This is a genomic window from Jiangella asiatica (genome assembly GCF_004349065.1).
Taxonomy (GTDB): Bacteria; Actinomycetota; Actinomycetes; order Jiangellales; family Jiangellaceae; genus Jiangella; species Jiangella asiatica.
In genome coordinates, this window is the sequence record NZ_SMKZ01000006.1 from 62,438 (window position 1) to 86,146 (window position 23,709).

Sequence of the window (23,709 nt, forward strand, 5' to 3'; positions counted from 1 at the left end):
ACCGGTGATGCGATGTCAGCAGGTGCCAGCGGGCACCGGCGGACCTCTCCACGGCGTCGACCGGACCAGAACCACGCCGCGCGGCACGACGGCAAGCCGGGCACCGTCGACGATGATCCGCGCCGGTCCCACCAGCGGCGGTGACGCCAGCAGCCGGCGGACCCGCGTCAGCAGCACGGTGGCCGAGAGCGCCGCGAGTGACCACGCGACGTTCTCCGCGCCGGCCAGCAGCACCGTCAGGGCGGTCGCCGAGACGACATGGGCGACGAGCATCGACGGGCCGGGCAGCACCGAGGTCATCTCGTCGCCGTGCCCGCCCAGCGTGAGCAGCACGTGCAGCACCGGCTGAGAGAGCAGGAACACCGCCGCGATCTCGCCGGCCGAGCGGCGGCGGTCGGCCAGTGCCACGCAGGCCACGCAGAGCAGCGCGGCCGGCAGCAGGAAGCCGGCCTGGACCGGCGCGGCACCGCCGGCGGCGACGTGCGCGGCGGTGGGGACCAGCAGGCACGTGGCCGCCATGACGAGACCGCGCGTCACCCGCGCCCGTCCTCGTCCCAGCCCACGCACGTCGTCACTGTACCGAGCAGGTCAAGGGCCCCGATCAGGTGGCACGGGGGGTAGCCCCACCCCCGGCTCGGGAGGTCGCTCCATCGTCCGCGCACCCCGGTGATCCCTAGCGTGGCCATAGGCCGAGAACACAGTCATCGAGACGCCAGCGACAAGGAGAACGGACATGGCTGGGTACGACACGAGCAGGGCGGCGCAGGCCCTGCGCCTCGTCGGGGTCAGCAAGACCTACGGCTCCGGTGAGAACCCGGTCCGGGCACTGGACGGCGTGTCCGTCAGTCTGGCGGCCGGGACCTTCACCGCGATCATGGGGCCCTCCGGCTCCGGCAAGAGCACGCTCCTGCAGTGCGCGGCCGGTCTGGACCAGCCCACCGAAGGTCGGGTCTTCATCGACGGCTCCGAGCTGACCGGCGGCAGCGAGACCGCGCTGACGAAGTTTCGCCGGCAGCGCGTCGGCTTCATCTTCCAGCAGTTCAACCTGCTGCCGGCGTTGACGGTGATGCAGAACGTCGCGCTCCCGCTGCGGCTGGCCGGCAAGAAGGTGGACCGCAAGCAGTGCCGGTCCATCCTGGAGAAGGTCGGCCTGGGCGATCGGACCAACCACCGCCCGGCCGAGCTCTCCGGCGGCCAGCAACAGCGGGTCGCCATCGCCCGGGCGCTGGTGACGAACCCGAGCGTGATCTTCGCGGACGAGCCGACCGGAGCCCTTGACACCCGCAGCGCCCGCTCGGTGCTGACGCTGCTGGCCGGTGCGGTCCGGGAGTTCGGGCAGACCGTGGTCATGGTGACCCACGATCCGGTCGCGGCCTCCTACGCCGACTCCGTCGTCTTCCTCGCAGACGGTCAGATGGTCGGCACGCTCGCCCACCCCACGGCCGAGGCGGTCGCGGAGCGGATGACGCATCTGGGCGACGAGGTCTCCCTGCGACGCGTGGTGGGAGCCTGACCATGATCCAGCTGGCTGTGCGATCGCTGCGGCACCGCGCCGGTGGCTTCGTGGCGAGCTTCCTGTCGATGTTCCTCGGCGCCACCGTCGTGATGGCGTTCGCCGCCATGCTCGACACCGCGGGCGGTGCCGGAGTGGACGACCTCAGCGAAGAGACGCTGGTCACCATGGCGACCGTCGTCGGCGGCTGGGGCCTGGTGATCGTCCTGTTCGCGGTCACCTCCACCATGACGCTGTCGGTGCGGCAGCGGGCCGGGGAGTTGGCGCTGCTGAAGAGCGTCGGAGCAACCCCGTTCCAGGTCGGCCGGATGATCGTCGGCGAGACTGCCCTGGTCGCCGTCGCGGCGGCGCTGCTGGCGGTCCCGCTGGCCGCCGGCGGCGGGTGGCTGCTGCTGGAGATGCTGCAGGAGACCGACCAGGTCGCGTCCGGACTGTCCTACGCGTTCGGCCCGGCGGCGCTGTCCATCGGGATCGGCGTGACGCTGCTGGCGTCGCTCGGCGGCGCGGGCGTGGCCGCTCGCCGGGCCACGAAGCTGCGAGCCCAGGAGGCGATGACGGCCGTCACCATCGAGCAGACGCGCATGACCCGCAAGCGCACCATCGCCGCGATCGTGTTCCTAGCGGCGGGCGTGAACTGCGGCATCGTGACCGCGACCGTCTTCGATGGCAAGGGCATCGACGCGATGCAGACCGCCGGGCAGGCCTCGATCTGGTTCTCCATCGGGCTGGCCCTGTTCGGGCCGGTGCTCGTGCGGCTGGTGACGGCGGTGCTGGCGGGTCCGCTGCGGATGCTCGGCGGTGCCAGCGGCTACCTCGCGGTCGAGAACGTGCGCCGCCGGACGCAGCACGTGGCCGGCGCGCTGATGCCGATCATCCTGTTCACCGGCATCGCCACAGGCACGCTGTACATGCAGAGCATCGAGAACTCCGCACCCCCGGCGGCGTCGTCGTCGATCCCGGCCGAGGACGTGGCGGCCATCGAGACGCTGAACCTCGTGGTCGTGGGGATGCTCTCGGTCTTCGCGGCCATCATGGTGATCAACACGCTGGTCGCGGCTACCACCTACCGGCGGCGCGAGTTCGGCCAGCAGCGGCTGGTCGGCTCGACCCCACCCCAGGTGATGCGCATGGTCGGCATGGAGGGTGTCGTCCTGGCCGCGGCGGGCGTGCTGTTCGGTTCGATCGGCTCGATCGTGACCGTGTTCCCCTACAGCCTGGCCCGCACCGGCGAGCTGCTGCCGGACACCACCATCGGCATCTACCTCGCCATCGTCTCGGTGGCCGCGACATTGACCTTGGCCTCATGCCTGGGCGCGGCCCGCAAGGCGATCCGGATGCCGGCGGTGCAGGCCGTGGCGGTCTGATCGGTTCTTGGTCCCAGCGCGGGGCGATGGCGTCGGCCAGCAGGCCGGCGACGTCGCCCCGCTCGTGTCTGCCGATGCGCACCCGCGCCGCCGGGGCGTCGCCGACTCAGGCCGGCTCGGCCCAGAACGCGTGGCTCACCGGGTGAGCTCCATCAGGGGTTCGCCAGCGAGAGAGATGTGGTCGACGCTCGGCGGACTCGTTCACGTGCCTCGTCGCGCGGGACGCCCGCCATCAGGAGCTCGTCGTAGTCGGTGTCGGTGTGGCGGATGGCACCCAGGAAACAACACTGCCGCGAGACCCAGTGAGTGCGGAAAGCCGCCTCGACGTCCGCGTCATGCGCCCAGCGAGCCAGGGTGGCCGGCGCTGCGCTTCTCGGGCTCCGCGCGACGATCTCGACCGCGTAGCGCCTTCGGTGACCGTTCGAATCGCCGGCGATGGGGCATTGAACGAGCATGCCGGTGCTGGTGGGAACGTCGGGATGGCAGTACGACTCGTGGCGCGACGTGCTGTACGAGCGGTCGTTGCCGCAGCGGGACTGGCTGGACCGCTACGTCGAGGCGTTCGCGACCGTGGAGAACAACAGCGCGTTCTACCGGCTGCCCACGCGTGAGACGTTCCAGTCGTGGCGGGAGCGGACGCCGAACGGGTTCGTGATGGCGGTCAAGGCCAGCCGGTACCTCTCTCACATCAAGCGGCTGCGCGACGCCGAGGAGCCGGTGCGCCGGCTCCTCGACGCCGCGGCCGGGCTGGGCGACCGCCTCGGCCCGGTGCTGATCCAGCTGCCGCCGAACCTGCGAGCGGAGCCGGACCGGCTGTCCGAGTGCCTGGACCAGTTTCCGCGCGCGGTCCGGGTGGCGGTGGAGCCGCGGCACGAGTCGTGGTGGAGCGACGAGGTCCGTGCTGTGCTGACGGGACACGGCGCCGCGCTGTGCTGGGCCGACCGCGGCGGCCGGCCGGTGACGCCGTTGTGGCGCACCGCGGACTGGGGGTACGTGCGGCTGCACGAGGGAGCCGCCCGGCCGTGGCCGTCGTACGGAGACCAGGCGCTGCGCAGCTGGGCCGAGAGACTCGTCGGCGCCTGGTCCGACAGCCAGGACGTCTTCGCGTACTTCAACAACGACCCGGACGGTGCGGCGGTCCGCAACGCGGTCCGGTTCGCCGCGGCGGTGCGGCGGCGGGGCCGGACCGTGAGCCGGACCCCCGCGCGGGACGAGCTGGGAGTGAGCTGATCCATGGCGACGATCCGGGTGGCAACGCTGAACATCTGGGGCCGGCACGGAGACTGGCGACGCCGTCGCGACGTGCTCCGTGACGGGTTCCGCGCCCTCGAGGCGGACCTGGTCGCGCTGCAGGAGACCATCCTCGACGACGGGTACGACCAGGTGGCCGACCTCTTCGGCGCCGGCTACCACGTCGTGCATCACAGCCGACGCGGGCGCGGCGGCGTGGGCTGCTCGATCGTCAGCAGGTGGGAGCCCGAGGACGTGCAGGAGACCGCGCTGGACGGCACCCGCCGGGTGGTCCAGGCCGACTTCCTCGGCCAGTCAGCCGCCATCGACGTGGCGACCCCGGTCGGGCGGCTGCTGTTCGTCAACCACAAGCCGAGCTGGCAGCTGGGATACGAGCACGAGCGTGAGCTGCAGGCGGTCAGCGGTGCCCGGTTCGTCGAGGACCTCGTCGGTGAGCGCGAGGTGCACGTGGTCGTCGCCGGTGACATGGATGCCCGTCCGGAGTCGGCCAGCATGCGGTTCTGGACGGGCCGGCAGTCGCTCGGCGGGATGAGTGTCGCGTACCAGGACGCCTGGGAGTTCGCACGACCCGGCGAGGACGGCCTCACGTTCACGCTGGAGAATCCGCAGATCCTCGCCGAGAACGACTGGGCGCGCATCCCAGGCCGGCGCATCGACTACGTGTTGGTCAGGTGCGGTGCCCGCGGTCCCACGCTGCACATCGCGTCGTGCTCGCGCCTGTTCGACCGGCCGGTCGGCGAGGTGTGGGGCAGTGACCACTTCGGTGTGGTCGCCGACCTGGCCGTGGCGGACTGATCGTGGCGCGCGATCCCGGTCCGCCACGGCCGCGGGCGTGCACCGCGACGTGGGTGGGTCAGGCCTCACCCGCGTTCGGGTCCATCCACATGACCTCCCAGTGGTGGCCGTCGGGGTCGAGGAAGCTCCAGCCGTACATGAAGCCCTCGTCCTGCGGGTCCTTCGCCTTCTGCCCGCCGGCGTCAAGCGCCTTCTGGACCAGCTCGTCGACCTCGTCGCGGCTGTCGGTCGACAGCGCGTAGGCCGCCGCGGTGCCGGTCCAGGCGATGTGGTCGGTGACGATGGTCGAGAAGAAGCCCTCGGACACGAGCATGACGAAGATCTGGTCGCTGATCTTGACGCAGGCGGCCTGCTCGTTGCTGAAGTCCGGCACGAGCTCGAAGCCCAGAGCTGTGTAGAAGTCGGTGGCCCTGCTGACGTCCTTGGTCGGCAGGTTGAGGAAGAGCGTGCGGGACATGGTGCCTCCTGATCGGTGTTCCGGTCGGGTCAACTGTTTCCGCCGGAGATAACTGTGTCTTAAGGATACTGTTTCCGCAAGACTCAATTTTGGTAGAGTTCTCTCCGGATGGAGGAGAGGGCACATGGTGACGGACTCGGGATCAGCGGGCGACGGCACGATCGCGTTGTTGTGGGGGCTGCGCGAAGGGCCGACGCGCGGGCCGAAGCCGCTGCTGAGCCTCGAGCGCATCGCTCGGGCGGCGGTCCAGATCGCCGACACCGAGGGCATCGCGGCGGTGTCGATGCAGCGGGTCGCCCACGATCTGGACTTCACGAAGATGTCCCTCTATCGGTATGTCGCCGGCAAGGACGAGCTGATCGCGGCCATGATCGACCTCGCCGTCGGTGAACCGTCCGACCCGGCCACCATCGCCGGCGACGCCACCGGGTGGCGGCCGCGCATCGAAGCGTGGGTGCGGTTGCTCGGCGAGACATGGGAGGCGCACCCCTGGCTGCCGGGGGTGACCATGGGCGAGCGGGTGATGGGCCCCAACGAGGTCGGCTGGACCGAGGTGGCCCAGGCCATCCTCCAGGACAGCGGGTTGACGCCGGCGGAGCGGATGGGCCTGGCCCGGATGCTCGGCGGCCACATCCGCACCACCATGTCCGCGTCCACGGCCGGCACCCAGCCGTGGACCAGCCCTCTGCAAGCCGAGATCCTGCGCGACCACGCCGACCGCTTCCCCGTCCTGACCGCGCTGGCCGCGGCCGGCGACGCCCCGCTGGAGTGCGGCGATCGCGAGTTCGGCCTGCGCGTCATCCTCGACGGCGTGGAGCGACTGCTCGCCGAGCGCTCCGCCTGATCCTCCGGCCGAGATCGCCGGACCTCAGTGCCCGACGGGCGCGCGCAGGGGCCGGTGTAAGCGGGCGATGACGACCCTGACCTGCAGCGATGTGCCTGCTGAAGCGCCAGCGCAGATACATACTTGACTAAGTTTAGTAAGTCGACCTACGGTGACACCGTGCCCATCCAGCGAAGTGGCCCGGTCGACGGGACCCCGGCCGAGGCGGAGGTCTTCACCACCGTGCTGACGTCCGGCCCCATCGCCAGAGCCGACATCGCGCGCCTGACCGGGTTGTCGTCGGCGGCGGTCACGCGGGTGGCGAAGCTGCTGATCGACGAGGGCTACCTCGAGTACGCGCCCGGCGAGCCGGCGGCCAGCGACGAGACGCGGATGGGCCGGCCGAGCAGCCCTTTGCGAGTGCACGCGGACCAGACCGGGTCGTTCGGCGTCATCGTGCGGCGCGACGAGCTGATCGGCATGGTCTGCGACCTGGCCGGGGGACCACGGGTGGCCGAGCGCCGTCCGCTCACCGACAACCGCGTCGAGCCGGCGGTCGCCGCCGTTGCCGCGTTCTACCGCGACCTCGCCGCGAGCGCGCAGCGTCTCGGCTTCGTCGACCCGCCGGCGCACCTGGGGCTCAGCCTGTCCGGCGACATCGACCACGACACCGGCTACGTGCGCTACTCGCCGTTCCTCGGCTGGCGCGACGTGGACCTCGGCGCCGCGGTGTCGCGTGCCGTGGCTGCCCCGGTGGTCGTGGAGAACGATGTCAAGGCGCTCACCGTCGCCGAGCAGTGGTTCGGGCTGGGCCGCGGCATCACCAATTTCGCCGTCGTCACCATCGGCACCGGCATCGGCTGCGCGATCGTGGTCGACGGGGGCCTGGTCCGAGGCGCACACAGCGTCGCCGGCGAGATCGGGCATCTTCCGCTCGGCGACCCCGCGGTCCAGTGCCACTGCGGCGCGCACGGCTGCGTCGAGGCCGAGGCGTCGACGAAGGCGCTGCTGGACCGCTGCCGGGCGGCCACCGGACGCGACGACCTCACCATCGGCGCCGCGGTCGAGCTGGCTCGCGCCGGCGACGACGGGGTGCGCGCCATCTTCTCGCGGGCGGGGCAGGTGATCGGGCTGGCGCTGGCGTCGGTGGCCAACCTGCTGGGGCCGGAGCGCGTGATCGTCGCCGGTGAGGGCGTGTCGTCCTACGACCTGTTCGAGACCGCGATCCGCGAGGCCTTCGCCGAGCAGGCGTTCGGCGCCGCCCACCAGGTGCCCATCCACGTGCGCGACCTGCCGTTCGAGGAGTGGGCCCGCGGCGCGGCCGCCGTCGCGATCCAGGAGCTCGTGTTCCCGTCCCGCCAGCGTGTCGCGAATGACATGCGCCGTCGAACCGGGGTCCGCCGTGGCTGAGACCTGGTCCGTCGCCCACGGCGCGCGCCGCATCGCCGTCACGCTGACCGACGGCGTTCTGATATGGGAGGCCGTCGTCGGCGACACCCCGGTCACCCGGTGCGCGCCGCTGCACCTGCACACCGCCGACGGCCGCGACCTCCTGACCGGCCTCACCCACCGCTCCGACCACGCCGACACCGTCGTCGAGGAGTACAACCTGATCGTCGGCAAGCGGGTCGGCCGGCACTTCGTCGACCACCGGCAGCACACGGTCCGGTTCGCCGGTAGCGACGGCGGCGAGGTCGCCGTGGTGTTGCGGGCCGGGCCCGACGGGGTCGCGTTCCGGCTGGTGCTCCACGGACTCGACGGCACGACGGTGACCGGCGGCGACGCCGAGCTGCGGTTTCCCGGCGACGTCGCGGTCTGGCCGCTGTCCTACACGCCCTGGTACGAGATGCCGCGGTTCACCAGCACGCTCGACGTGCTGGAGCCCGGCGACTACGGCTTCCCGCTGCTGGTCGAGCTGGCCGACGACACGTTCGCGCTGGTCACCGAGGCGGACCTGGACGGTCGCTATGGCGGCTCGTTCGCCCGGTACGCCGGCGGCGGCACGTTCACCGTGACGCTGGCCAACGACGTCGAGCTGGCCGGCGCCAGCGTCGCGACGCCGTGGCGGGCCGTCGTCGTCGGTGACCTGGCCACCGTCGTCGCCTCGCACCTGGTGGACGACCTCGCCCCGCCATCAGTGGACGGGCCGCCACAGTGGGCCCGGCCGGGTCGTGCGGCGTGGTCGTGGTGGTCGGACTTCTACAGCGGCGCGCACCTGGACAAGCAGCTGCGGATGCTCGACTACGCGGCCGCTCGGGGCTGGGAGTACGTGCTGGTCGACTGCGGCTGGGACGGCGTCTGGATGCCCGAGCTCGTGGCCGCGGCCAGCCAGCGCGGCATCGGCGTCTTCGTCTGGGTCGTGTGGGACCACCTCGGCACGCCGGAGCTGCGCCGCAAACTCGCCGAGTGGGCCGCCTGGGGCGTCGCCGGCGTGAAGGTCGACTTCATGGAGTCCGAGGCGCAGGAGCGCTACCGCTGGTACGACGAGGTCATCGCGGAGTGTGCCCGCGTCGGGCTGATGATCAACTTCCACGGCTCGGTCATCCCGCGCGGCTGGGCCCGCACCCACCCGCACGTCATGAGCTACGAGGCGGTCCGCGGCGCGGAGTACTACGTCTTCTACGGCGAGCCGCTGACTGCCGAGCACAACACGATCGTGCCGTTCACCCGCAACGTCGTCGGCTCGGCCGACTACACGCCGGTGACCTTCTCCGCGCAGGCCCGGCTCACGACCGAGGCGCACGAGCTGGCGCTCGCCGTCGTCCTGGAGTCCGGTCTGCTCGACTACGCCGACGAGGTCGACGAGTACGCGAAGCGGCCGATCGCCGAGGCCGCCATCGAGCGCATCCGGGCGCACTGGGACGAGACCCGCCTGCTGGCCGGCCGGCCCGGCGAATGCGTGGTGCTGGCCCGGCGCTCCGGCCCGGAGTGGTTCGTCGGCGCGCTGTCCGCGCTGGCGGACGCGAAGTCCGTCACCGTCGACCTCGAGGCACTGGATCTCGGCGACGGCGCGTACACCGCCACCGTCGTCACCGACGACGAGCACGACCGGCTCGCCCAGGAGGTCCGGACCGTCACCGCCGCCGACACCATCGACCTCGAGCTGCGCCCGAACGGCGGCGCGCTGGTCATGCTCGCGCCGCCCGGCCACGCCCGGCCGGCGCCGGCACCGCGGCCCACCGTCACCGTCGCCGACGCGATCGTGCGCGGTGTGCCCGGCGAGACGGTCGAGGTCGTGGCCGACGTCGCCGGCGGCGAACCCCACCTCGTCGTGCCGCCGGGATGGGAAGCGCCCCGGCGGGCCGCCGCCGCGCCAGACCGCCCTGTCGCGTGGTCGGTCACCGTCCCGGCCGGCACCGCGCCCGGACACGTCGCGGTCCTGGCCGTGCACGCCGGCGAGCCGCTCGGACCCCGTCGTTCCACCGTCGCGCACGTCCGCGTCGTCACCCCGCTCGGCGAGCGGCCCGCGTCGCTCGTCGCCCTCACTCCCGTCGCGGCGGTCAACGGCAGCGGCCCGGTCGAGCGCGACATGTCCAACGGCGAGGGCAACCCCGCCGACGGCAACCCGATGTCCGTCGCCGGCGTGCACCACCCGTCCGGCCTCGGCGTGTGCGCACCGTCGGACATCACCTGGGCGATCGACGGGACCCCGGCCCGCCTGACCGCGTCCGTCGGCGTCGACGACGAGAGCCCTGCCGGCGCCCGGGCCACGGTCGCCGTCGTCGGCGACGGGCGCGTCCTCACCACCGCCGACGTCGTGTCCGGCGAGCCCGCCGCCGACCTCGATGTGGACCTCACCGGCGTCACCCGGCTGCGTCTCGTCGTCGAGGCGCCGGCCGCCGGGGCCGACCCCGCCCACGTGGACTGGATCGCCCCGCGCGTCCACCCCCAGAGCTGAACGACACCCTTCCCAACGAGAGGTACGACGATGAAGTCGACGAAGACCCTGATCGGCATCGCCGCCGCGGCGGCCGCTCTGACCCTGGCCGCCTGTGGCGACAACGGTGCCGGCACGTCCTCCGGCGGCGACGGCGAGGAGGTCGACCTGACCTTCGCCACGTTCTCGCCGGACCAGGAGCCGGCGATCCGCGAGATCCTCGACGTGTTCGAGGAGCAGAACCCCGGTGTCACGGTCGAGATCCAGATCATCCCCTGGACCGACTACTGGAGCACGCTGCAGACCTCGACCGCGGGCGGCACCGGCCCGGACGTCGCCTGGATGCTCGGCGCCAAGATCGGGCAGTACATCGACGGCGGGGTGCTGCTGCCGCTGGACGACGCGTTCGAGGAGTCCGGGCTGAACATCGAGAAGTACCCCGAGCAGCTGGTCGACCTGTTCGTCGACGACGACACCACCTATGCGCTGCCGAAGGACTTCGACACCATCGGACTCTGGTACAACAAGGCGCTCTTCGACGAGGCCGGCGTGGCCTACCCGACGCCGGACTGGACGTGGGACGACGTCATCGCCGCGGCCCAGGCGCTCACCAAGCCCGACGGCAGTGTGTACGGCATCGGCGCGCCGCTGGACCCGCAGGCGACGTACTACAACACGATCTACCAGGCCGGCGGCGAGGTGATCTCCGCGGACGGCACGACCTCGGGCTACGACAGCCCGGAGGCGATCGCCGGCATCCAGTTCTGGACCGACATGATCAACAAGTACGACGTGTCGCCGACGCTGGAGTCCTTCGCCGACACCGAGTCGGTCGCCCAGTTCATGTCCGGACGGCTGGCCATGCTCACCACCGGCTCCTTCTACGCCATCCGGTTCGCGAACGACGAGTACAGCTCGGCCAACTTCGATGTCACCGAGCTGCCGGGCGGCGTCGAGGAGGCCACCATCATCAACGGCATCGGCAACGTGGCCCTCGCCTCGACCGAGCACCCGGAGGAGGCCGCACGGCTGGCGGTGTTCCTCAGCGGTGCGGAGGCGTCGCAGATCTCCAGCGAGACCGGCACCGTCATCGGCTCCTACGAGGGCACCCAGCAGGCGTTCGTGGACGCGTTCCCGCAGTTCAACCTGCAGGCGTTTCTCGACCAGGCCGAGAACGGCGTGGTGCTGCCGGTCTCTCGCAACACCGACGCCTGGGCCAGCCGCGAGAGCGAGTTCCTGACCCCGGCCTGGACCGGCGAGCAGACTGTCGAGGAGGCCGCCGGCAACCTGGCCGGCGCCATGAACGAGGCGCTGGCGCAGGAGAACCAGGACTGAGTCGAATGGCGACAGGGACGACAGGGACGGGCGCGCCGGCCGGGGTCACGCCGGCGCGCCGGTCCGGCGGGGCCGGCGGCGCGATCGGCGCCGGTCGCGGGCGCCGCGACCGGCCGAACCGGTACCCGGACAACCGGTGGGCGGCGATCCTGCTCGCCGTGCCGTTCGCCGGGCTGGTGATCTTCTATCTCTGGCCGCTGGTGCGCACCGTGCTGCTCAGCCTCTCCGAGGGCACCGCCTTCACCGGCTACTCCGTCACCGGGTTCGACAACTGGCAGCGGGTCCTCGACGGCGGCGAGGTGTGGGGAGCGCTGGTCAACACCCTCGTCTACGCGGCGATCGTGCTGCTCGGCGTGCCGATCGCGATGGTGCTCGCCGCGCTGCTGCACCAGCGCGAGCTGCGCGGGCGGTCGTTCTACCGCACCTTGTACTTCGTCCCGGTGGTCACCATGCCGGTGGCGGTCGCGATGGTCTGGCGCTACATCTACAACGGCGACTTCGGCCTGCTCAACGAGGTGCTCGACGCGGTCGGAGGGCCCACCCGCGCCTGGGTGGCCGACCCGGACACCGCGCTGTACGCCGTCGCCGTCGTCGGCATCTGGATGGCTCTGGGCACCAACCTGATCATCCTGGCAGCGGGGCTGGAAGCGGTGCCGGAGTCGCTGGAGGAGGCCGCCACGCTCGACGGCGCCGGCCCGGTACGGCGGTTCTTCTCGGTCACCGTGCCGCTGCTGACGCCGTCGATCTTCCTGGTGTCGGTGCTGTCGGTGATCGGGTCGCTGCAGATGTTCGACCTGTTGTTCATCATGCTCGGCCGGACGAACCCGGCGCTGGCCGACTCCAAGACGATCGTCTACCTGTTCTACGAGGAGGCGTTCGTGCGCAACGACCGCCCGCTCGGCGCCGTCATCGCGCTGATCACCCTAGTGGTGACGCTCGCGGTCACCGCGGTCCAGTTCCGGCTGCAGCGGCGGTGGGTGACCTATGCCTGAGCAGCGTTCCCGCCGCCGGCACGTCGTCACGCACGTCGTCCTCATGGCCGGCGCCCTCCTGATGGTGTCGCCGTTCCTCTGGCAGTTCCTAACCTCGCTGAAGACGCTGGGCGAGTCGACCCGGGTACCGCCGACGGTGCTGCCGGAGGCGGTCCGCTGGGAGAACTACTCCGCGTTCTTCGACGTAGTGCCGGTCGGGTCGATGGCGGTCAACAGTGTGCTGGCGCTCGTGCTGCGGGTGGTCGGCCAGCTGCTCGTCGCGTCGCTGGCCGCCTACGTGTTCGCCCGGCTGCGGTTCCGGTTCCGCGGTCCGTTGCTGGCCTGCTTCCTCGTGGTGCTCATGGTGCCGCCGCAGCTGTTCGTGATCCCGCAGTACGAGGTGATCCGGACCATGGGGTGGCTCAACTCGGTCCAGGCGCTGGCGCTGCCGGGCATGTTCAGCGCGTTCGGGGTCTTCGTCCTCTACCAGTTCATGCGGACGCTGCCGGCGGAGCTCGACGAGGCGGCTCGCATCGACGGGGCGAACCCGTGGCAGATCTACCTGCGGGTGATCCTCCCGCTGTGCCGCCCGGCGCTGGCCGCGCTGACCATCCTGACCTCGCTGTTCTCCTGGAACGATTTGCTCTGGCCCTTGATCGTCAACACCATCCCGGACCGGATGACGCTGCCGGTCGGCCTGGCCACGCTGCAGGGGGCCCAGGGAACCGACTACCCCGTCCTGATGGCCGGGTCGCTGCTGACGATCCTGCCGATGGTCCTCGTCTTCGTCCTCCTGCAGAAGCAGTTCATCCGCGGCATCGCGATGTCCGGACTCAAGGCCTGATGGCCCCTCACACGAAAGCGTTCTCCATGCCACTCCTCATTCCCGGGTTCGACGTCGTGCACGAGGTGGCCGTCTCCGACGGCGCCCTGGTCTTCGAGCACGGCTGGCAGTCCTTCAGCCCTACCACCGCCTACCCGCTGGGCACCCGCCCGCACCGTCCGGTCTCCGAGCGCAACCGGATGCTCAACTACCGGCAGGCCTCGCACCCCGGCCGCGACGGCTACTTCAGCGAGGGCGTGCTGGCCGTGTCCGACGGCGCCGGCGCGGTGCACGTCGTGGCCGCGGCCGACCCGTTCACGACGGGGGTGCGGCTGTGCGCGTCGTCGTCCGGCTCGACCGTCGTGATCAGCGCGGACGGGCCGGTGCGGGTGCGGGCGTCCACAGGGCTGCCGGCCGGCGAGGACGGCGTACAGGCGGCGCTGCGGGACTGGGCGGTGACGGCGACCGCCGAGGCCGGGCTGTCGGAGGCGCGGCCCGCCCCGACCGCATGGTGCTCCTGGTACGAGTACTGGGGCGACGTGCGGGAGCGGGACGTCGTCGACAACCTCGAGGCGGTCGGCGAGCTCGACCTCGCCGTCGACGTCGTGCAACTCGACGACGGCTACAGCGCGGAGATCGGCGACTGGCTCACCCCGTCCGACCGCTTCGCCGACCTGCGCGGGCTGGTCGAGCGGATACGCGGCGAGGGGCGCCGCGCCGGCATCTGGCTGGCGCCGTTCTTCGCCGGCGCCCGGTCCCGGCTCGCCGACGAGCACCCCGACTGGCTGCTGCGGCACCCGCACGGCGGGCCCCTGCACGCCGGCCGCAACTGGGGCCAGGACCTCTACTCGCTCGACCTGTCGCACCCGGGCGCCGCGGACTGGATGCGGTCGGTCTTCGCCACGTTCTCCGCCTGGGGCATCGACTACTTCAAGATCGACTTCATCGCGGCCGGCGCGATCCCGGGAGCACGCCACTCCGGTGCCGCCCCGGTGACCGCCTACCGCGACGGCCTGCGCCTGATCCGCGACGCCGTCGGGACGTCCGCGCACATCCTGGGCTGCGGCGCGCCCGTGCTGCCCTCCGTGGGGCTGGTCGACTCCATCCGCGTCAGCGCCGACACCGGCCACACCGGCGCACCCGACGACGGCGACATGTGCTCGCCCAGCCAGCAGGCCGCGGTGCTGAGCGCCCGCGGCCGGCAGTTCATGAACGGCGTGTTCTTCGCCAACGACCCCGACTGCCTCATCGTCGGCCCGAAGGTCGAGAGTCGCGAGGCCTGGGCCGCGCACGTCGAAGCCACCGGCGGCGCCGTCGTGAGCAGCGACGGGCTGCGCGGCCTGGACGGGTGGGCCCTGGACACGACGCGGCGCCTGCTGGCCGCGGCTGGCGGTTCTCCGACGCGGCAGTGACACTAGGGACATGGGTGTCGATGTCGAGACGCGGGACCACACGCCGGACGCGGACCACGCGGCGGTCGAACGCGCCATCGACATGCTGCGCTCCGAAGGTCACCGCATCACCGGCGCCCGGCACGCCGTCATCGAGACCCTGGCCACCATCGACGGGCATCCCAGCGCGGAGCAGCTGTCGGAGCAGGTGCGCTCGCTGCACCCGACCGTGCACCGCGCCACGGTGTACCGCACGCTCGAGACGCTGGCCGCGATAGGCGTCGTGACCCAGGTGCACCTCGCCGGCAGCGCCACCACGTACCACCTCGCCGGCGACGCAACCGGGCGCGACCACCTGCACGCCAGCTGCCGGGTCTGCGGCCGCATCATCGACCTGCCCGGCGACCTGCTCGACCCCGTCATGCGCCGGCTCGCCGAGGAGCGCGACTTCGCCCTCGACCCGCCGCACATCGCGCTGTCGGGCACCTGCCACACCTGCCGCTGACGCCGCGCACTTCCACTCCGCTCCCGTTGATGATCATGGTGCCGTGGCGCCCGTTCGGTGAAATCTGCGGTACGGCTGAGATGACGGCCGGCTGAACCGCTGCGCGTCCCCGAAGCTCAGTGGCTGCGTTCGACTTGATGCGACTTAGTCGCAGGTTGGCGCGACTCAGTCGCACATGCGACCTTGTATCCCGAAAGCCCGTGCATCCGACATCCGAGACGCCGTGAGACGGGGCGCGAGAGCGTTGAGCACCACCACCGACACACTGGAGCGGTCGTTCGCGGCTGACGACGATCTCGTCAGCTCGCACAGCGGCGGCGGATGTCCCTGTGGATCGGCGGACTGTCCATCGGACTGGTCGTCACCGTCGGGCTCGGCGCGGCACGGGCGGTCTGCGGCGTCGCGTTGCAGGCGATGGTGCGCAGCCTGCTCGCCGCTGGCCAGACGCATCGGGGTGCTGCATCGTCGGCACGGCAACCGACCGTTCGGGTCGAGGGCAACGATCCGCCCAGGGACTTGCCGGACAACTCTGTGATCGAGTCAACCTGTGCTGACTCGATCAGGTGCTGCGCTGTTGCTGTTGGCAGACTGATCACATGACAGGCCTGACCGCCGAACTCGTGGTTGATGGTCGCGCACCGCGGACCCCAGCCCTTGCCCCGAACGGGCAACTGCTCTGCTACGTCGTCGCTCCCATCAGCCGGACCGGCGACCATCTCGACACCGAACTCTGGCTCCTCGAAACCGACGGCGCCGCCGCGTCGCGCCGGGCGACCACCGACACCGCAGCGGAGTCCCGACCACGCTGGTCCGTTGACTCGGGCACCCTGTTTTTCCTGTCTGACCGAGCAGACCGAGGCACCTCGCAGGTGCACCGGCTCACCCTCGCCGACGGCGCGGCGACCGCGTTGACCTGCTGGCGCGCCGGCATCATCGACCACCTGCCGCTCACCGACCCCAACCTGGTCGCTCTGCTGGCCGAGGACGAGCACACCGAGCAGGACACGCGCCGCGCCCAGGACCGCGACGACGCCATTGTCGTCGGTGAGCGCGAACCGCGTGCCCGGTTGCGCCTGCTCGACCTGCGCACCGGCCAGGTCACCACCCCGAGCGTGTTCGGCGACCGGCACGTCGTAGAACTGCGGCAACGACCCGACGGTGGCCCGCTCGCCGTACTCACCCAGGCCAACGCCGACAAGGACTACGGCCCCCGCACCGGCCGACTGCACCTGTTCGATCCCACAACGGGGACCGCGGAGGACCTCGGACCGGTCGAGGCCGAGGCACACTCGCTGGCTTGGTGGCCGGGCGAGGACGGTTGGCACCTCGGTTACGTAGCCCTCACCCCACCGGTTCTGCAAGCCGGCACCGCCGTGTTCGACCTGACCGTGGACAGCCACGTCCGGTGTAACCGGACGTCCGGCCTCCCGATGTGCCCCACCGAACTGCACCAGACCGATACCGCCCCACTGGTTGTGTTCGCCGACGGCCTGAACACGACCCTGGCCCGACTCGACCACGCCGGCCCCACGACCTTGTCGCAGCACCCCGGACAGCTCGAGGACCTCGCCACCACACCCACCGGCGAGAAAATCGCGGCACTGACCGGCACCCGATACCAACCCGCGAACGTTCACGTCGGGCCACCAACCGGGCCGCTGCGGAAGATCACGGACACCCGCCCCGAACTGGACGGCATCATATTCGGCACCCAGCGACCACTGGCCTACCGTGCCGCCGACGGCCTCGATCTGGACGGTCTGCTCGTATTGCCGGTCGGGAAATCCGCGTCGGATGGCCCGTTCCCGCTCGTCACGATCGTGCACGGAGGCCCCTACGATCGCTACGCCGATCGTTGCCAGTTGTCCTGGTTCCCCAGCGCGCAGTGGCTGGCCACCGCCGGATACGCGGCGTTCCTGCCCAACCCGCGCGGCGGCCAGGGCCACGGCCACGCCTTCGCCGCCAGCGTCGCCGGCCGGGTCGGCCGGGAGGAGTGGACCGACATTTTGACCGGCATCGACCTGCTCACTGCCGAGGGCATCGCCGACCCCGATCGGCTGGGCATCGCCGGCGTAAGCCACGGCGGGTTCATGTCCGCCTGGGCCATCGGGCAGACCGATCGGTTCCGCGCCGCGCTGGTCCTCGCCGGCGTCACCGACTGGGGCATGCTTGCCGCGACCGGAGAGAACGGACAGTTCGAGGCCGCGCTCGGCGGCAGCACCGGCTGGTCCGGCATCGGCCCGCACCCGCATGACGCGGTCAGCCCGATCTCCTTCGCCAGCCGCATCCGCACCCCAGTGCTCATTTTGCACGGCACCGAGGACACCAACGTCCCCCTCAGCCAGGCCGTGTACTTCCATCGGGCACTGCGCCACTTCGGCGCCGAGCACGAGTTCGTGATCTACCCCAGGGAGGGCCACTCGATCCGGGAACGCAACCACCAACTCGACGTCCTGCGCCGGACCCGTGCCTGGTTCGACCGCTGGCTCCAACCCTGACGGGTCTGTCAGGTAAACGGTGTGCGGGTCCGGCGGGGTTCAGCGAGTGGTCCGCTCGAACCGGCCTGCGAAGGTGATCGCGAAGGCGTTCAGGGCGGGTTTCCATCTGATCACCCAGCGTGCTCTGCCGCCGCCAGTGGGGTCAAGGGACCGGGTGACGAGGTACAGGCACTTCAGCGCCGCGGTCTCGTTCGGGAAGTGCCCCCGAGCTCTCACCGCGCGCCGGTATCGGGCGTTGATCGACTCGATCGCGTTCGTGGTGCAGATCACCCGGCGGATCTCCACGTCGTAGGCCAGGAACGGCACAAACTCGGCCCAGGAGTTCTCCCCCCAACCTGATGATCGCCGGATACCGTCCGCCTCACTGGTCAGCGAACTCGGTGAACCGCTGCTCCGCCGCAGCTTCGGACGGGGCGGTATAGACGGGGCGAAGGGCTTTTGACGATCGCGTCGCGGTGCTGCCTTCCGGCATAGCGGAAGCTGGTGCGGATCAGGTGCAGGATGCACTGCTGGACAACTGTGTGTAGCCAGGTGGTCGTGATCGACTCCGCCAGCCCCTTGAGCCCGTCGCACACGGCGATAAGCACATCGGTGACACTCCGGTTCTCCAACTCCGAGAACACCTGCAGCCAGAACCGGGCACCCTCGCCCCCGGTCCCCGGCCCAGATGCCCAGGATCTCCCGCTCACCGTTCACGGTGACGCCTATGACGACGTAGAACGGGGGGTCGCGCACCTGGCCATCACGGACCTTGACCACGATCGTGTCGACGAAGATCACCGGGTAGATCGGACCAGCGGGCGCGAAGACCCATTCGGCCAGCTCGCCGGTTACCCTTCTCGGTGATCTTCGAGATGGTGTCCTTGGACACCTTGGCCCCGGAGACCTCGTCAAAGTGCGCGGCGATCTCACCGGTCGTCAGTTCCTCGGGCGCTGAGGAAGAGCACGATCTGGTCGATACCGTCCAGGCGCCGCTCGCGCTTGGGCACAATGACCGGCTCCAACGAGCCGTCCCGGTCCCGGGGAACCTCGATCTCGACCGGGCCGATTTCAGTCAGCACCGTCTTCGACCTGGTGCCGTTGCCGATGTTCGAGTCCATCGGTGTCTGGCCGTGTTCGTGGCCCAGGTGCTCAGTCAGCTCGGCCTCCAAGGCCGTTTCCCGCACCTGTTTCGTCAACCCCGACAGCAGCCCACCCGGGCCGACGAGGCTCACGCCCTGCTCCTTGGCCTGGGCGAGCAGCCGCGCGGCCAGGTCCTTCTGATCGATGATCTCTCCGGTCACGGGATCGATCATCTCGTCCAGCGTCTCGGTCGCATCAGCCACGGCCATCTCCTCTCGGATCAGGCCAGACCCTTACACACCGCTATTCAGACAGTCTCTGGTGAGGGCGCTTCGGTGACCGATCGCGGGGGTCGCACCGCCAGCGCCGGCGTGTACCGTACGAAGGCATGTGTACCGGCTGCTTCACGCAGGTTGACGCGATGATCGTGCAGGGGACGGTGGCCGCACTGCTCGCCCGGGCCGGGTGGACGCGGGCGCGCGACCGGATCGCCGGCCGCGACGCGCACGACCGCCGTCGGGAGGCCTACCAGGAGAACGCGGAGTTCCTCGCCGGGCTGGGCCACGAGCCCTCCGCCGTCCTGGGCCCGCGGCCGGTGCGCGACCCGTCCGCCGAGGTGCTCGAGCCCGCCGTGGTTTGGCCCGAGCCGGCCGTCCGACGCGGCCCGTCCACCGGGACCGTCGGCGTTGTCGGCTGACACCCGAGACCCCGGCCGGCGTCCGCCACCCCGCCTCGGCCTGGCCTGGTACGCACTCGCGCTGATGGCGTACGTCGTCGCCGGGTACTTCTACAAGCCGGTCCTGATGAACTGGACGCTCGGGCCGCTGTTCCTGCTCGCCGCCCTGTACGTGGTGCCGACGGTGGGCCGCGCGGCGTGGTCGCGGCTGCGGACGGGACAGTCGTCGTGAGCTGGGCGGCCCACGAGTTCGAGCTGTACTTCATCCAGAAGCACGTCGGCACGAAGGCGTCGTTCCTGGCCGTCGTCGTCGGTACGCAGCTGCCCGACGCGCTGACGAAGTCGTTCGTCTACGCCGCCGACGACACCGCCCACTTCCACCGCGGCTGGCCGGGCGTCGGCTTCACCCACTCGCTGATGTTCGGCGTGGTCGTCGCGGCGCTGGTGCTGGCGTTGACCAGGAGCCGCGGCTGGGCCCTGGGCATCCTGGTTGGGCACTGGGCACACGTGTTGACCGACATCGCGGACACCGCCGGCGTCATGTTGTTCTTCCCGTTCTCGACCGAACCGATCACCATCAGCATGTGGAAACACGCCGCCGTCGAGGGCAGATACGGCGACGCCGCCGCCTACTACAGCAGCCTCGGCGGTGTCTGGGACCTGTTCTGGTTGGTCGTGATGCTGGTCTTCGCCTGGCGGACGCTGACGCCCAGCTACTTCCGCGCCGTGGTGGTCCCCGCGGACCCGCACGTCTGGGGCTGGTTGCACCGCACGTTTCGGCTGCCGGAGCGCGCGCTGCTGCTGATCTACCAAGGGCTGCTGTTCTACGGCATCGGCCGCATGGTCACCTGGTTCCTCTACGCCAGGTTCGACGCGCGCACGCCGTTCGAGCCGTTCTGGGGCGGGCCAGGGTACATCGCGGGCAACGACATCTCCGACGCCGGCCTCGCGGAGGTGCTCGTGCGCACGGTGATCGGCGCGGTGCTCTTCGCGGGCTTCCTGTGGCTGTGCTGGCGGACGTTCGGGCGGCGGCTCTGGGCCCGCGGCTACGACGTACCCGCGGCGGCGGAGCCCTTGCGCGCCAGCACGTAGGCCTGCGGCGTCTTCTCCGGCCCTTCCGGCTCGCGCACCAGCGTGGAAAGCGCCAGAACTCCCGCCTCGGCGAGCATGCTCGTGACGCCGTCGGGCAGCAGCCGGTAGGCGTGCAGCGACACCTCGTGGCCGTAGCCGTGCTGGATGTGGAGCTTCTCGTCGCCGACCTGGAATGCGAGGAGCAGATGGCCTCCGGGCGCGAGCACCCGGGCGAACTCCGCGAACACGACCGGCAGCAGCCCCGGCGGGGTGTGGATGACCGAGTACCACGCGACCACGCCGCCCAGGGCGCCGTCGTCGACTGCCAGCTCGGACATGGTGCCGACGGAGAACTCCAGGCCCGGGTGGTCGCGCCGGGCCTGCTCGATCATGCCGGGGGACAGGTCGACGCCGGACGCCGTCAGCCCGAGGGACGCCAGATGTGCCGTCACCCGGCCCGGGCCGCATCCGACATCGGCGACCGGCCGGACCGCGTCGTCGGCCAGGACCAGCTCGGCGAACGCGGACAGCATGGCGCGGTCGAACGGCTTGCCGGCGAGCTCGTCGCGCAGCACGTCGGCGTAGGCGGCGGCGACGGTGTCGTAGGCGGCCCGGGTGGCGGTCAGGTACGGCGGCTCGGCGGGGCGGGTCATGCCCGGGACGTTAGCCGCCGGGTCCGACAGGCTCGGTCGGCTAGAGGCGCAGGGTCGCGGCGACCGGCCAATGGTCCGACGGCAGCCGGCCGCCGGGCCGCTCGTAGGCGACCGCCGCGTCCTCGACCGTCCAGTGCGGGCTGACGAGGATGTGGTCGATGGTCGGGCCGTCGTGCCGGCCGGAGAAGCGGTGCGTGGTGCCGCCCTCGATGGGGACCCGGCGCAACCCGACCGCCTCCAGCGGGCCGAGCACGTCGCTCTCATCGGGCGTGGCGTTCAGGTCACCGAGCACCACCGCCGGCAGTCCGAGGTCCATCCAACCGGCGAGTTGCTCGGCGCTGGTGAGCCGGTTGGCCTCGATGCGCTCGTCCAGGTGGGTGTTGGCGACGACGAACTCGGCGCCGGACCGCTCGTCGCGGCAGCGCAGCATCGTAGCGATCCGCGGGAACGAGGCGCCAGGCAGGCGGTTGCCCGGGGTCGCCGGCGACGGCCCGAACCAGGCGGTGCGATGGTCACGGACGGTCAACCGCGGGTCGGTCACCGCGATCGGGCACTGCTCGCCGGAGCGGCCGCCGTTTCGGCCCTGCCCGTGCCAGCGCTCGCCGGGGAGCCGTCGATCCAGGTAGCGGCGCTGGAAGTCGTAGACCTCCTGGAGTCCCAGCACGTCCGCGTCCAGCGCGTCGATGGCGGCGGCGGTCGCGCTACGGCGGAACGGCCAGGAGTTCAGCCAGTCGAACCCCCAGCCGTTGCGGATGTTGAACGTCGCGAAGCGCAGCATCACCCCCGCATCGAAGCACGTCCGGACCCGCCGCGTCCGCCCCGCCGGACCGCGAACCTGAACCCGTCGCCGTCGGGCGCCGATGAATTCGCGCGACTCTGTCGGTCGGTACGGGCAAAATCACCGAGGGAGGACCTGACGATGACCGAAGGGCAAGCCGGCGGCGGCAGCGGACGTTCGCTGCCCCGTGCCCTGACTCCGTTCCGGACCGCGGCCTACCGCCGGCTCGCCCTGGCCCTCGTGCTGTCCAGCTTCGCCTCCGGCGTGTGGATCGTTGCCCAGGTGTGGGAGGTCATCCGCATAGGCGGCGGTCCGGCCCAGCTCTCCGTGGTCACGACGGCGTCGGCCATCGGGGTGCTGCTACCGGCGCTGCTGGCCGGAGTGGTGGCCGACCGCGTGCCGCAGAAGTCCATCCTGCTCTGCGTCGCCTCGGTCGAGCTGGGCGGTATGGCACTGGTCGCCGCACTGTCGCTCACCGACACCACCGAACTCTGGCACCTGGCCGTCGTCGCGTTCGCCACCGGCATGGGCATGGCCTTCTACTACCCGGCCTACTCCGCGTGGCTGCCGGCGCTGGTCCCCGAGTCCGACCTCATGGCGGTCAACGGTTTCGAGGGCATGGTCCGGCCGACCATCGGTCAGGCGCTCGGCCCGGCCGTCGCCGGCGCCGTCGTGGGCGCGGTCAACCCCGGCGCTGCCGTCGGCGTCGCCGCCACCGCCGCGGCGCTCGGCCTGGCCGCACTCACGGTCGTGCCGAAGACACCGGTCCGCCGGGAGCTTCCCGCCCAGACCGCCGCGCACCCCGTCAAGACGGCGCTGGCCGACGTCCGCGAGGGCTTCGTCTACATGTGGCGCACGCCGTGGCTACTCGCGACGCTGCTGTTCGCGAGCATCATGATCCTGGTCATGATGGGCCCGCTCGAGGTACTCATTCCGTTCCTGCTCAAGGACCGCCTCGGCGGCGGCCCCGGTGACCACGCCTGGGTCATGGGCGCGTACGGCGTCGGCGGCGCCGTCGGGTCGCTGGCCATGGCGTCGGTGAAGATGCCGCGCCGCTACCTCACGCTGATGAACCTCATGTGGGGTGTGGGCTGCCTGCCGCTGGTGGTCATCGGCATCGCCAACGCGATCTGGATCGTGGTCGCGTCGGCGTTCGTGGCCGGCGTGCTGTTCGCAGCGCCCATGGTCATCTGGGGCACCCTGCTGCAGCGGCGCGTCCCGCCGGCCCTGCTCGGCCGGGTGGCCAGCCTCGACTTCTTCGTGTCGATCTCCCTGATGCCGGTGTCGATGGCGCTGGCCGGTCCGATCTCCGAGGCGCTCGGGCTGCGCACCACGTTCCTCATCGCCGGTGTCGTGCCGGTCGTCGTCGCCGTGGTGGCGATCATCTGGGCCAAGCTCCCCGCCGACGAGCTCGCCCATCCCCTGCGCGATGGCCCCGAGCCGGGCCCGGACACTGCCCCGGACGCCAGCGCCGGTGCCGAGCCTGACGCCGACGTCGGGCCTGCCCTGGCCGACGAGCCGACGCTGGTCTGACCCGCCTCCCGAGACCCTCGCCGCTGTCGCTGTTGACCCGCCCCGGCGTCGACCTATTGGGGCAGCTGATATGGGGGACGGCGCGAGTGTGGGCACGGTTCCCGGCCCGCTGTGCTTCGTGATCATCAACGATCGCTGACATCACGAGGATTGTGCGTGCCCCACCATGCTTGTAGGCCTGGGTGGGGGCGGCAACGCCTGGTGATGTACCGGATCGTTGATGATCATTGCGGCCGTGGTGTGTATCGGCGCTCGTGGCCAATGCGTGGAGCAGCGGCGGAGCGAGGGCTGGTCAGGGGCAGTGTGCGGTAGTCGGGTGGCCGGATCCGGACA

General features: G+C 71.0%; 23 protein-coding genes and 1 pseudogene. 18 read left to right on the forward strand and 6 right to left on the reverse strand.

Annotated features, from left to right (window positions below; all coding sequences use genetic code 11):
- Positions 1–15 precede the first annotated feature (15 nt).
- Entirely contained in the window at positions 16–537 is a 522-nt protein-coding gene (locus E1269_RS06335; protein WP_131892525.1) for a hypothetical protein, read from the reverse strand.
- Positions 538–733: 196 nt separating this feature from the next.
- Between E1269_RS06335 and E1269_RS06340 the strand changes: the two genes are divergently transcribed.
- Complete coding sequence (locus tag E1269_RS06340) at positions 734–1,513, forward strand: ABC transporter ATP-binding protein (RefSeq protein WP_131892527.1); 780 nt, start codon at positions 734–736, stop codon at positions 1,511–1,513.
- Between the two features lie 2 nt (positions 1,514–1,515).
- On the forward strand, positions 1,516–2,877 hold the full coding sequence (locus E1269_RS06345; RefSeq protein WP_131892529.1) for an FtsX-like permease family protein: 1,362 nt from the start codon (positions 1,516–1,518) through the stop codon (positions 2,875–2,877).
- A gap of 152 nt (positions 2,878–3,029) precedes the next feature.
- Here E1269_RS06345 and E1269_RS34175 read toward each other — a convergent pair whose 3' ends face one another.
- Complete coding sequence (locus E1269_RS34175) at positions 3,030–3,332, reverse strand: DUF2293 domain-containing protein (protein ID WP_131892531.1); 303 nt, start codon at positions 3,330–3,332, stop codon at positions 3,030–3,032.
- On the opposite strand from E1269_RS34175, the gene E1269_RS06355 reads away from it, so the two are divergent.
- Both E1269_RS06355 and E1269_RS06360 read left to right on the forward strand, forming a co-directional pair.
- Complete coding sequence (locus E1269_RS06355) at positions 3,331–4,107, forward strand: DUF72 domain-containing protein (protein WP_131892533.1); 777 nt, start codon at positions 3,331–3,333, stop codon at positions 4,105–4,107. The genes E1269_RS34175 and E1269_RS06355 overlap by 2 nt on opposite strands.
- Before the next feature lie 3 nt (positions 4,108–4,110).
- Complete coding sequence (locus E1269_RS06360) at positions 4,111–4,923, forward strand: endonuclease/exonuclease/phosphatase family protein (RefSeq protein ID WP_131892535.1); 813 nt, start codon at positions 4,111–4,113, stop codon at positions 4,921–4,923.
- Positions 4,924–4,981: 58 nt separating this feature from the next.
- Here the strand turns inward: E1269_RS06360 and E1269_RS06365 are convergent, their stop codons facing one another.
- Positions 4,982–5,380 (reverse strand): VOC family protein, encoded by a 399-nt coding sequence (locus E1269_RS06365; RefSeq protein WP_131892537.1) that lies wholly within the window; start codon positions 5,378–5,380, stop codon positions 4,982–4,984.
- A 124-nt stretch (positions 5,381–5,504) separates the two neighbouring features.
- Here E1269_RS06365 and E1269_RS06370 point away from each other — a divergent pair, with 124 nt between their 5' ends.
- The 10 genes from E1269_RS06370 (at position 5,505) to E1269_RS06415 (ending at position 17,603) form a co-directional block, all read left to right on the forward strand.
- Positions 5,505–6,224 (forward strand): TetR/AcrR family transcriptional regulator, encoded by a 720-nt coding sequence (locus E1269_RS06370; RefSeq protein ID WP_131892539.1) that lies wholly within the window; start codon positions 5,505–5,507, stop codon positions 6,222–6,224.
- A 159-nt stretch (positions 6,225–6,383) separates the two neighbouring features.
- Positions 6,384–7,613: an ROK family transcriptional regulator gene (locus E1269_RS06375; protein WP_203433024.1), complete on the forward strand. Its 1,230-nt coding sequence runs from the start codon at positions 6,384–6,386 to the stop codon at positions 7,611–7,613.
- Positions 7,606–10,101, forward strand: coding sequence for an NPCBM/NEW2 domain-containing protein (locus E1269_RS06380; RefSeq protein ID WP_162606256.1), 2,496 nt, complete (start codon positions 7,606–7,608; stop codon positions 10,099–10,101). Before E1269_RS06375 ends, E1269_RS06380 begins: the two co-directional genes overlap by 8 nt.
- Before the next feature lie 30 nt (positions 10,102–10,131).
- The gene (locus E1269_RS06385; RefSeq protein ID WP_131892543.1) at positions 10,132–11,415 is read left to right on the forward strand and encodes an ABC transporter substrate-binding protein; all 1,284 of its coding nucleotides are present in this window, start codon (positions 10,132–10,134) and stop codon (positions 11,413–11,415) included.
- 5 nt (positions 11,416–11,420) lie between these two features.
- Positions 11,421–12,407, forward strand: coding sequence for a carbohydrate ABC transporter permease (locus tag E1269_RS06390; RefSeq protein ID WP_131892545.1), 987 nt, complete (start codon positions 11,421–11,423; stop codon positions 12,405–12,407).
- Positions 12,400–13,230: a carbohydrate ABC transporter permease gene (locus tag E1269_RS06395; RefSeq protein ID WP_131892547.1), complete on the forward strand. Its 831-nt coding sequence runs from the start codon at positions 12,400–12,402 to the stop codon at positions 13,228–13,230. The genes E1269_RS06390 and E1269_RS06395 overlap by 8 nt, the downstream gene beginning before the upstream one ends.
- A 26-nt stretch (positions 13,231–13,256) precedes the next feature.
- Positions 13,257–14,621: a glycoside hydrolase family 36 protein gene (locus tag E1269_RS06400; protein ID WP_131892549.1), complete on the forward strand. Its 1,365-nt coding sequence runs from the start codon at positions 13,257–13,259 to the stop codon at positions 14,619–14,621.
- Between the two features lie 10 nt (positions 14,622–14,631).
- On the forward strand, positions 14,632–15,105 hold the full coding sequence (locus tag E1269_RS06405; protein ID WP_131892551.1) for a Fur family transcriptional regulator: 474 nt from the start codon (positions 14,632–14,634) through the stop codon (positions 15,103–15,105).
- A gap of 321 nt (positions 15,106–15,426) precedes the next feature.
- Positions 15,427–15,705: a hypothetical protein gene (locus E1269_RS06410; RefSeq protein WP_131892553.1), complete on the forward strand. Its 279-nt coding sequence runs from the start codon at positions 15,427–15,429 to the stop codon at positions 15,703–15,705.
- Positions 15,702–17,603, forward strand: a complete 1,902-nt coding sequence (locus E1269_RS06415; protein WP_131892555.1) for a S9 family peptidase — start codon at positions 15,702–15,704, stop codon at positions 17,601–17,603. Before E1269_RS06410 ends, E1269_RS06415 begins: the two co-directional genes overlap by 4 nt.
- A gap of 39 nt (positions 17,604–17,642) precedes the next feature.
- Here E1269_RS06415 and E1269_RS06420 read toward each other — a convergent pair.
- Positions 17,643–18,898 (reverse strand): annotated as a pseudogene (locus E1269_RS06420) (IS256 family transposase).
- A gap of 188 nt (positions 18,899–19,086) precedes the next feature.
- On the opposite strand from E1269_RS06420, the gene E1269_RS06425 reads away from it, so the two are divergent.
- Genes E1269_RS06425 through E1269_RS06435 form a run of 3 tightly spaced genes read left to right on the forward strand, consistent with a single transcriptional unit; the run spans position 19,087 to position 20,433 of the window.
- Positions 19,087–19,362, forward strand: a complete 276-nt coding sequence (locus E1269_RS06425; RefSeq protein WP_131892557.1) for a hypothetical protein — start codon at positions 19,087–19,089, stop codon at positions 19,360–19,362.
- Entirely contained in the window at positions 19,352–19,573 is a 222-nt protein-coding gene (locus E1269_RS06430; RefSeq protein ID WP_131892559.1) for a hypothetical protein, read from the forward strand. The genes E1269_RS06425 and E1269_RS06430 overlap by 11 nt, the downstream gene beginning before the upstream one ends.
- Positions 19,570–20,433: a metal-dependent hydrolase gene (locus E1269_RS06435; RefSeq protein ID WP_162606257.1), complete on the forward strand. Its 864-nt coding sequence runs from the start codon at positions 19,570–19,572 to the stop codon at positions 20,431–20,433. The genes E1269_RS06430 and E1269_RS06435 overlap by 4 nt, the downstream gene beginning before the upstream one ends.
- Here E1269_RS06435 and E1269_RS06440 read toward each other — a convergent pair.
- Positions 20,388–21,065 (reverse strand): class I SAM-dependent DNA methyltransferase, encoded by a 678-nt coding sequence (locus E1269_RS06440; protein WP_131892562.1) that lies wholly within the window; start codon positions 21,063–21,065, stop codon positions 20,388–20,390. The two genes, E1269_RS06435 and E1269_RS06440, sit on opposite strands and share 46 nt — an antisense overlap.
- 40 nt (positions 21,066–21,105) lie before the next feature.
- Positions 21,106–21,843, reverse strand: coding sequence for an endonuclease/exonuclease/phosphatase family protein (locus E1269_RS06445; protein ID WP_239000806.1), 738 nt, complete (start codon positions 21,841–21,843; stop codon positions 21,106–21,108).
- A 141-nt stretch (positions 21,844–21,984) separates the two neighbouring features.
- On the opposite strand from E1269_RS06445, the gene E1269_RS06450 reads away from it, so the two are divergent.
- Positions 21,985–23,376 carry an MFS transporter gene (locus E1269_RS06450; protein ID WP_131892566.1) on the forward strand — a complete coding sequence of 464 codons (1,392 nt, stop codon included), beginning with the start codon at positions 21,985–21,987 and terminating at the stop codon, positions 23,374–23,376.
- Positions 23,377–23,709 lie beyond the last annotated feature (333 nt).

Bases quoted from the DNA above. Each gene is read 5' to 3' on its own strand.
- E1269_RS06410 (WP_131892553.1), top strand. From the start codon at position 15,427: ATGTCCCTGTGGATCGGCGGACTGTCCATCGGACTGGTCGTCACCGTC.
- E1269_RS06340 (WP_131892527.1), top strand. From the start codon at position 734: ATGGCTGGGTACGACACGAGCAGGGCGGCGCAGGCCCTGCGCCTCGTC.
- E1269_RS06395 (WP_131892547.1), top strand. From the start codon at position 12,400: ATGCCTGAGCAGCGTTCCCGCCGCCGGCACGTCGTCACGCACGTCGTC.
- E1269_RS06390 (WP_131892545.1), top strand. From the start codon at position 11,421: ATGGCGACAGGGACGACAGGGACGGGCGCGCCGGCCGGGGTCACGCCG.
- E1269_RS06405 (WP_131892551.1), top strand. From the start codon at position 14,632: ATGGGTGTCGATGTCGAGACGCGGGACCACACGCCGGACGCGGACCAC.
- E1269_RS06440 (WP_131892562.1), bottom strand. From the start codon at position 21,065: ATGACCCGCCCCGCCGAGCCGCCGTACCTGACCGCCACCCGGGCCGCC.
- E1269_RS06445 (WP_239000806.1), bottom strand. From the start codon at position 21,843: ATGCTGCGCTTCGCGACGTTCAACATCCGCAACGGCTGGGGGTTCGAC.
- E1269_RS06355 (WP_131892533.1), top strand. From the start codon at position 3,331: ATGCCGGTGCTGGTGGGAACGTCGGGATGGCAGTACGACTCGTGGCGC.
- E1269_RS06450 (WP_131892566.1), top strand. From the start codon at position 21,985: ATGACCGAAGGGCAAGCCGGCGGCGGCAGCGGACGTTCGCTGCCCCGT.
- E1269_RS34175 (WP_131892531.1), bottom strand. From the start codon at position 3,332: ATGCTCGTTCAATGCCCCATCGCCGGCGATTCGAACGGTCACCGAAGG.
- E1269_RS06360 (WP_131892535.1), top strand. From the start codon at position 4,111: ATGGCGACGATCCGGGTGGCAACGCTGAACATCTGGGGCCGGCACGGA.
- E1269_RS06415 (WP_131892555.1), top strand. From the start codon at position 15,702: ATGACAGGCCTGACCGCCGAACTCGTGGTTGATGGTCGCGCACCGCGG.
- E1269_RS06400 (WP_131892549.1), top strand. From the start codon at position 13,257: ATGCCACTCCTCATTCCCGGGTTCGACGTCGTGCACGAGGTGGCCGTC.
- E1269_RS06370 (WP_131892539.1), top strand. From the start codon at position 5,505: ATGGTGACGGACTCGGGATCAGCGGGCGACGGCACGATCGCGTTGTTG.
- E1269_RS06425 (WP_131892557.1), top strand. From the start codon at position 19,087: ATGATCGTGCAGGGGACGGTGGCCGCACTGCTCGCCCGGGCCGGGTGG.
- E1269_RS06365 (WP_131892537.1), bottom strand. From the start codon at position 5,380: ATGTCCCGCACGCTCTTCCTCAACCTGCCGACCAAGGACGTCAGCAGG.
- E1269_RS06345 (WP_131892529.1), top strand. From the start codon at position 1,516: ATGATCCAGCTGGCTGTGCGATCGCTGCGGCACCGCGCCGGTGGCTTC.
- E1269_RS06385 (WP_131892543.1), top strand. From the start codon at position 10,132: ATGAAGTCGACGAAGACCCTGATCGGCATCGCCGCCGCGGCGGCCGCT.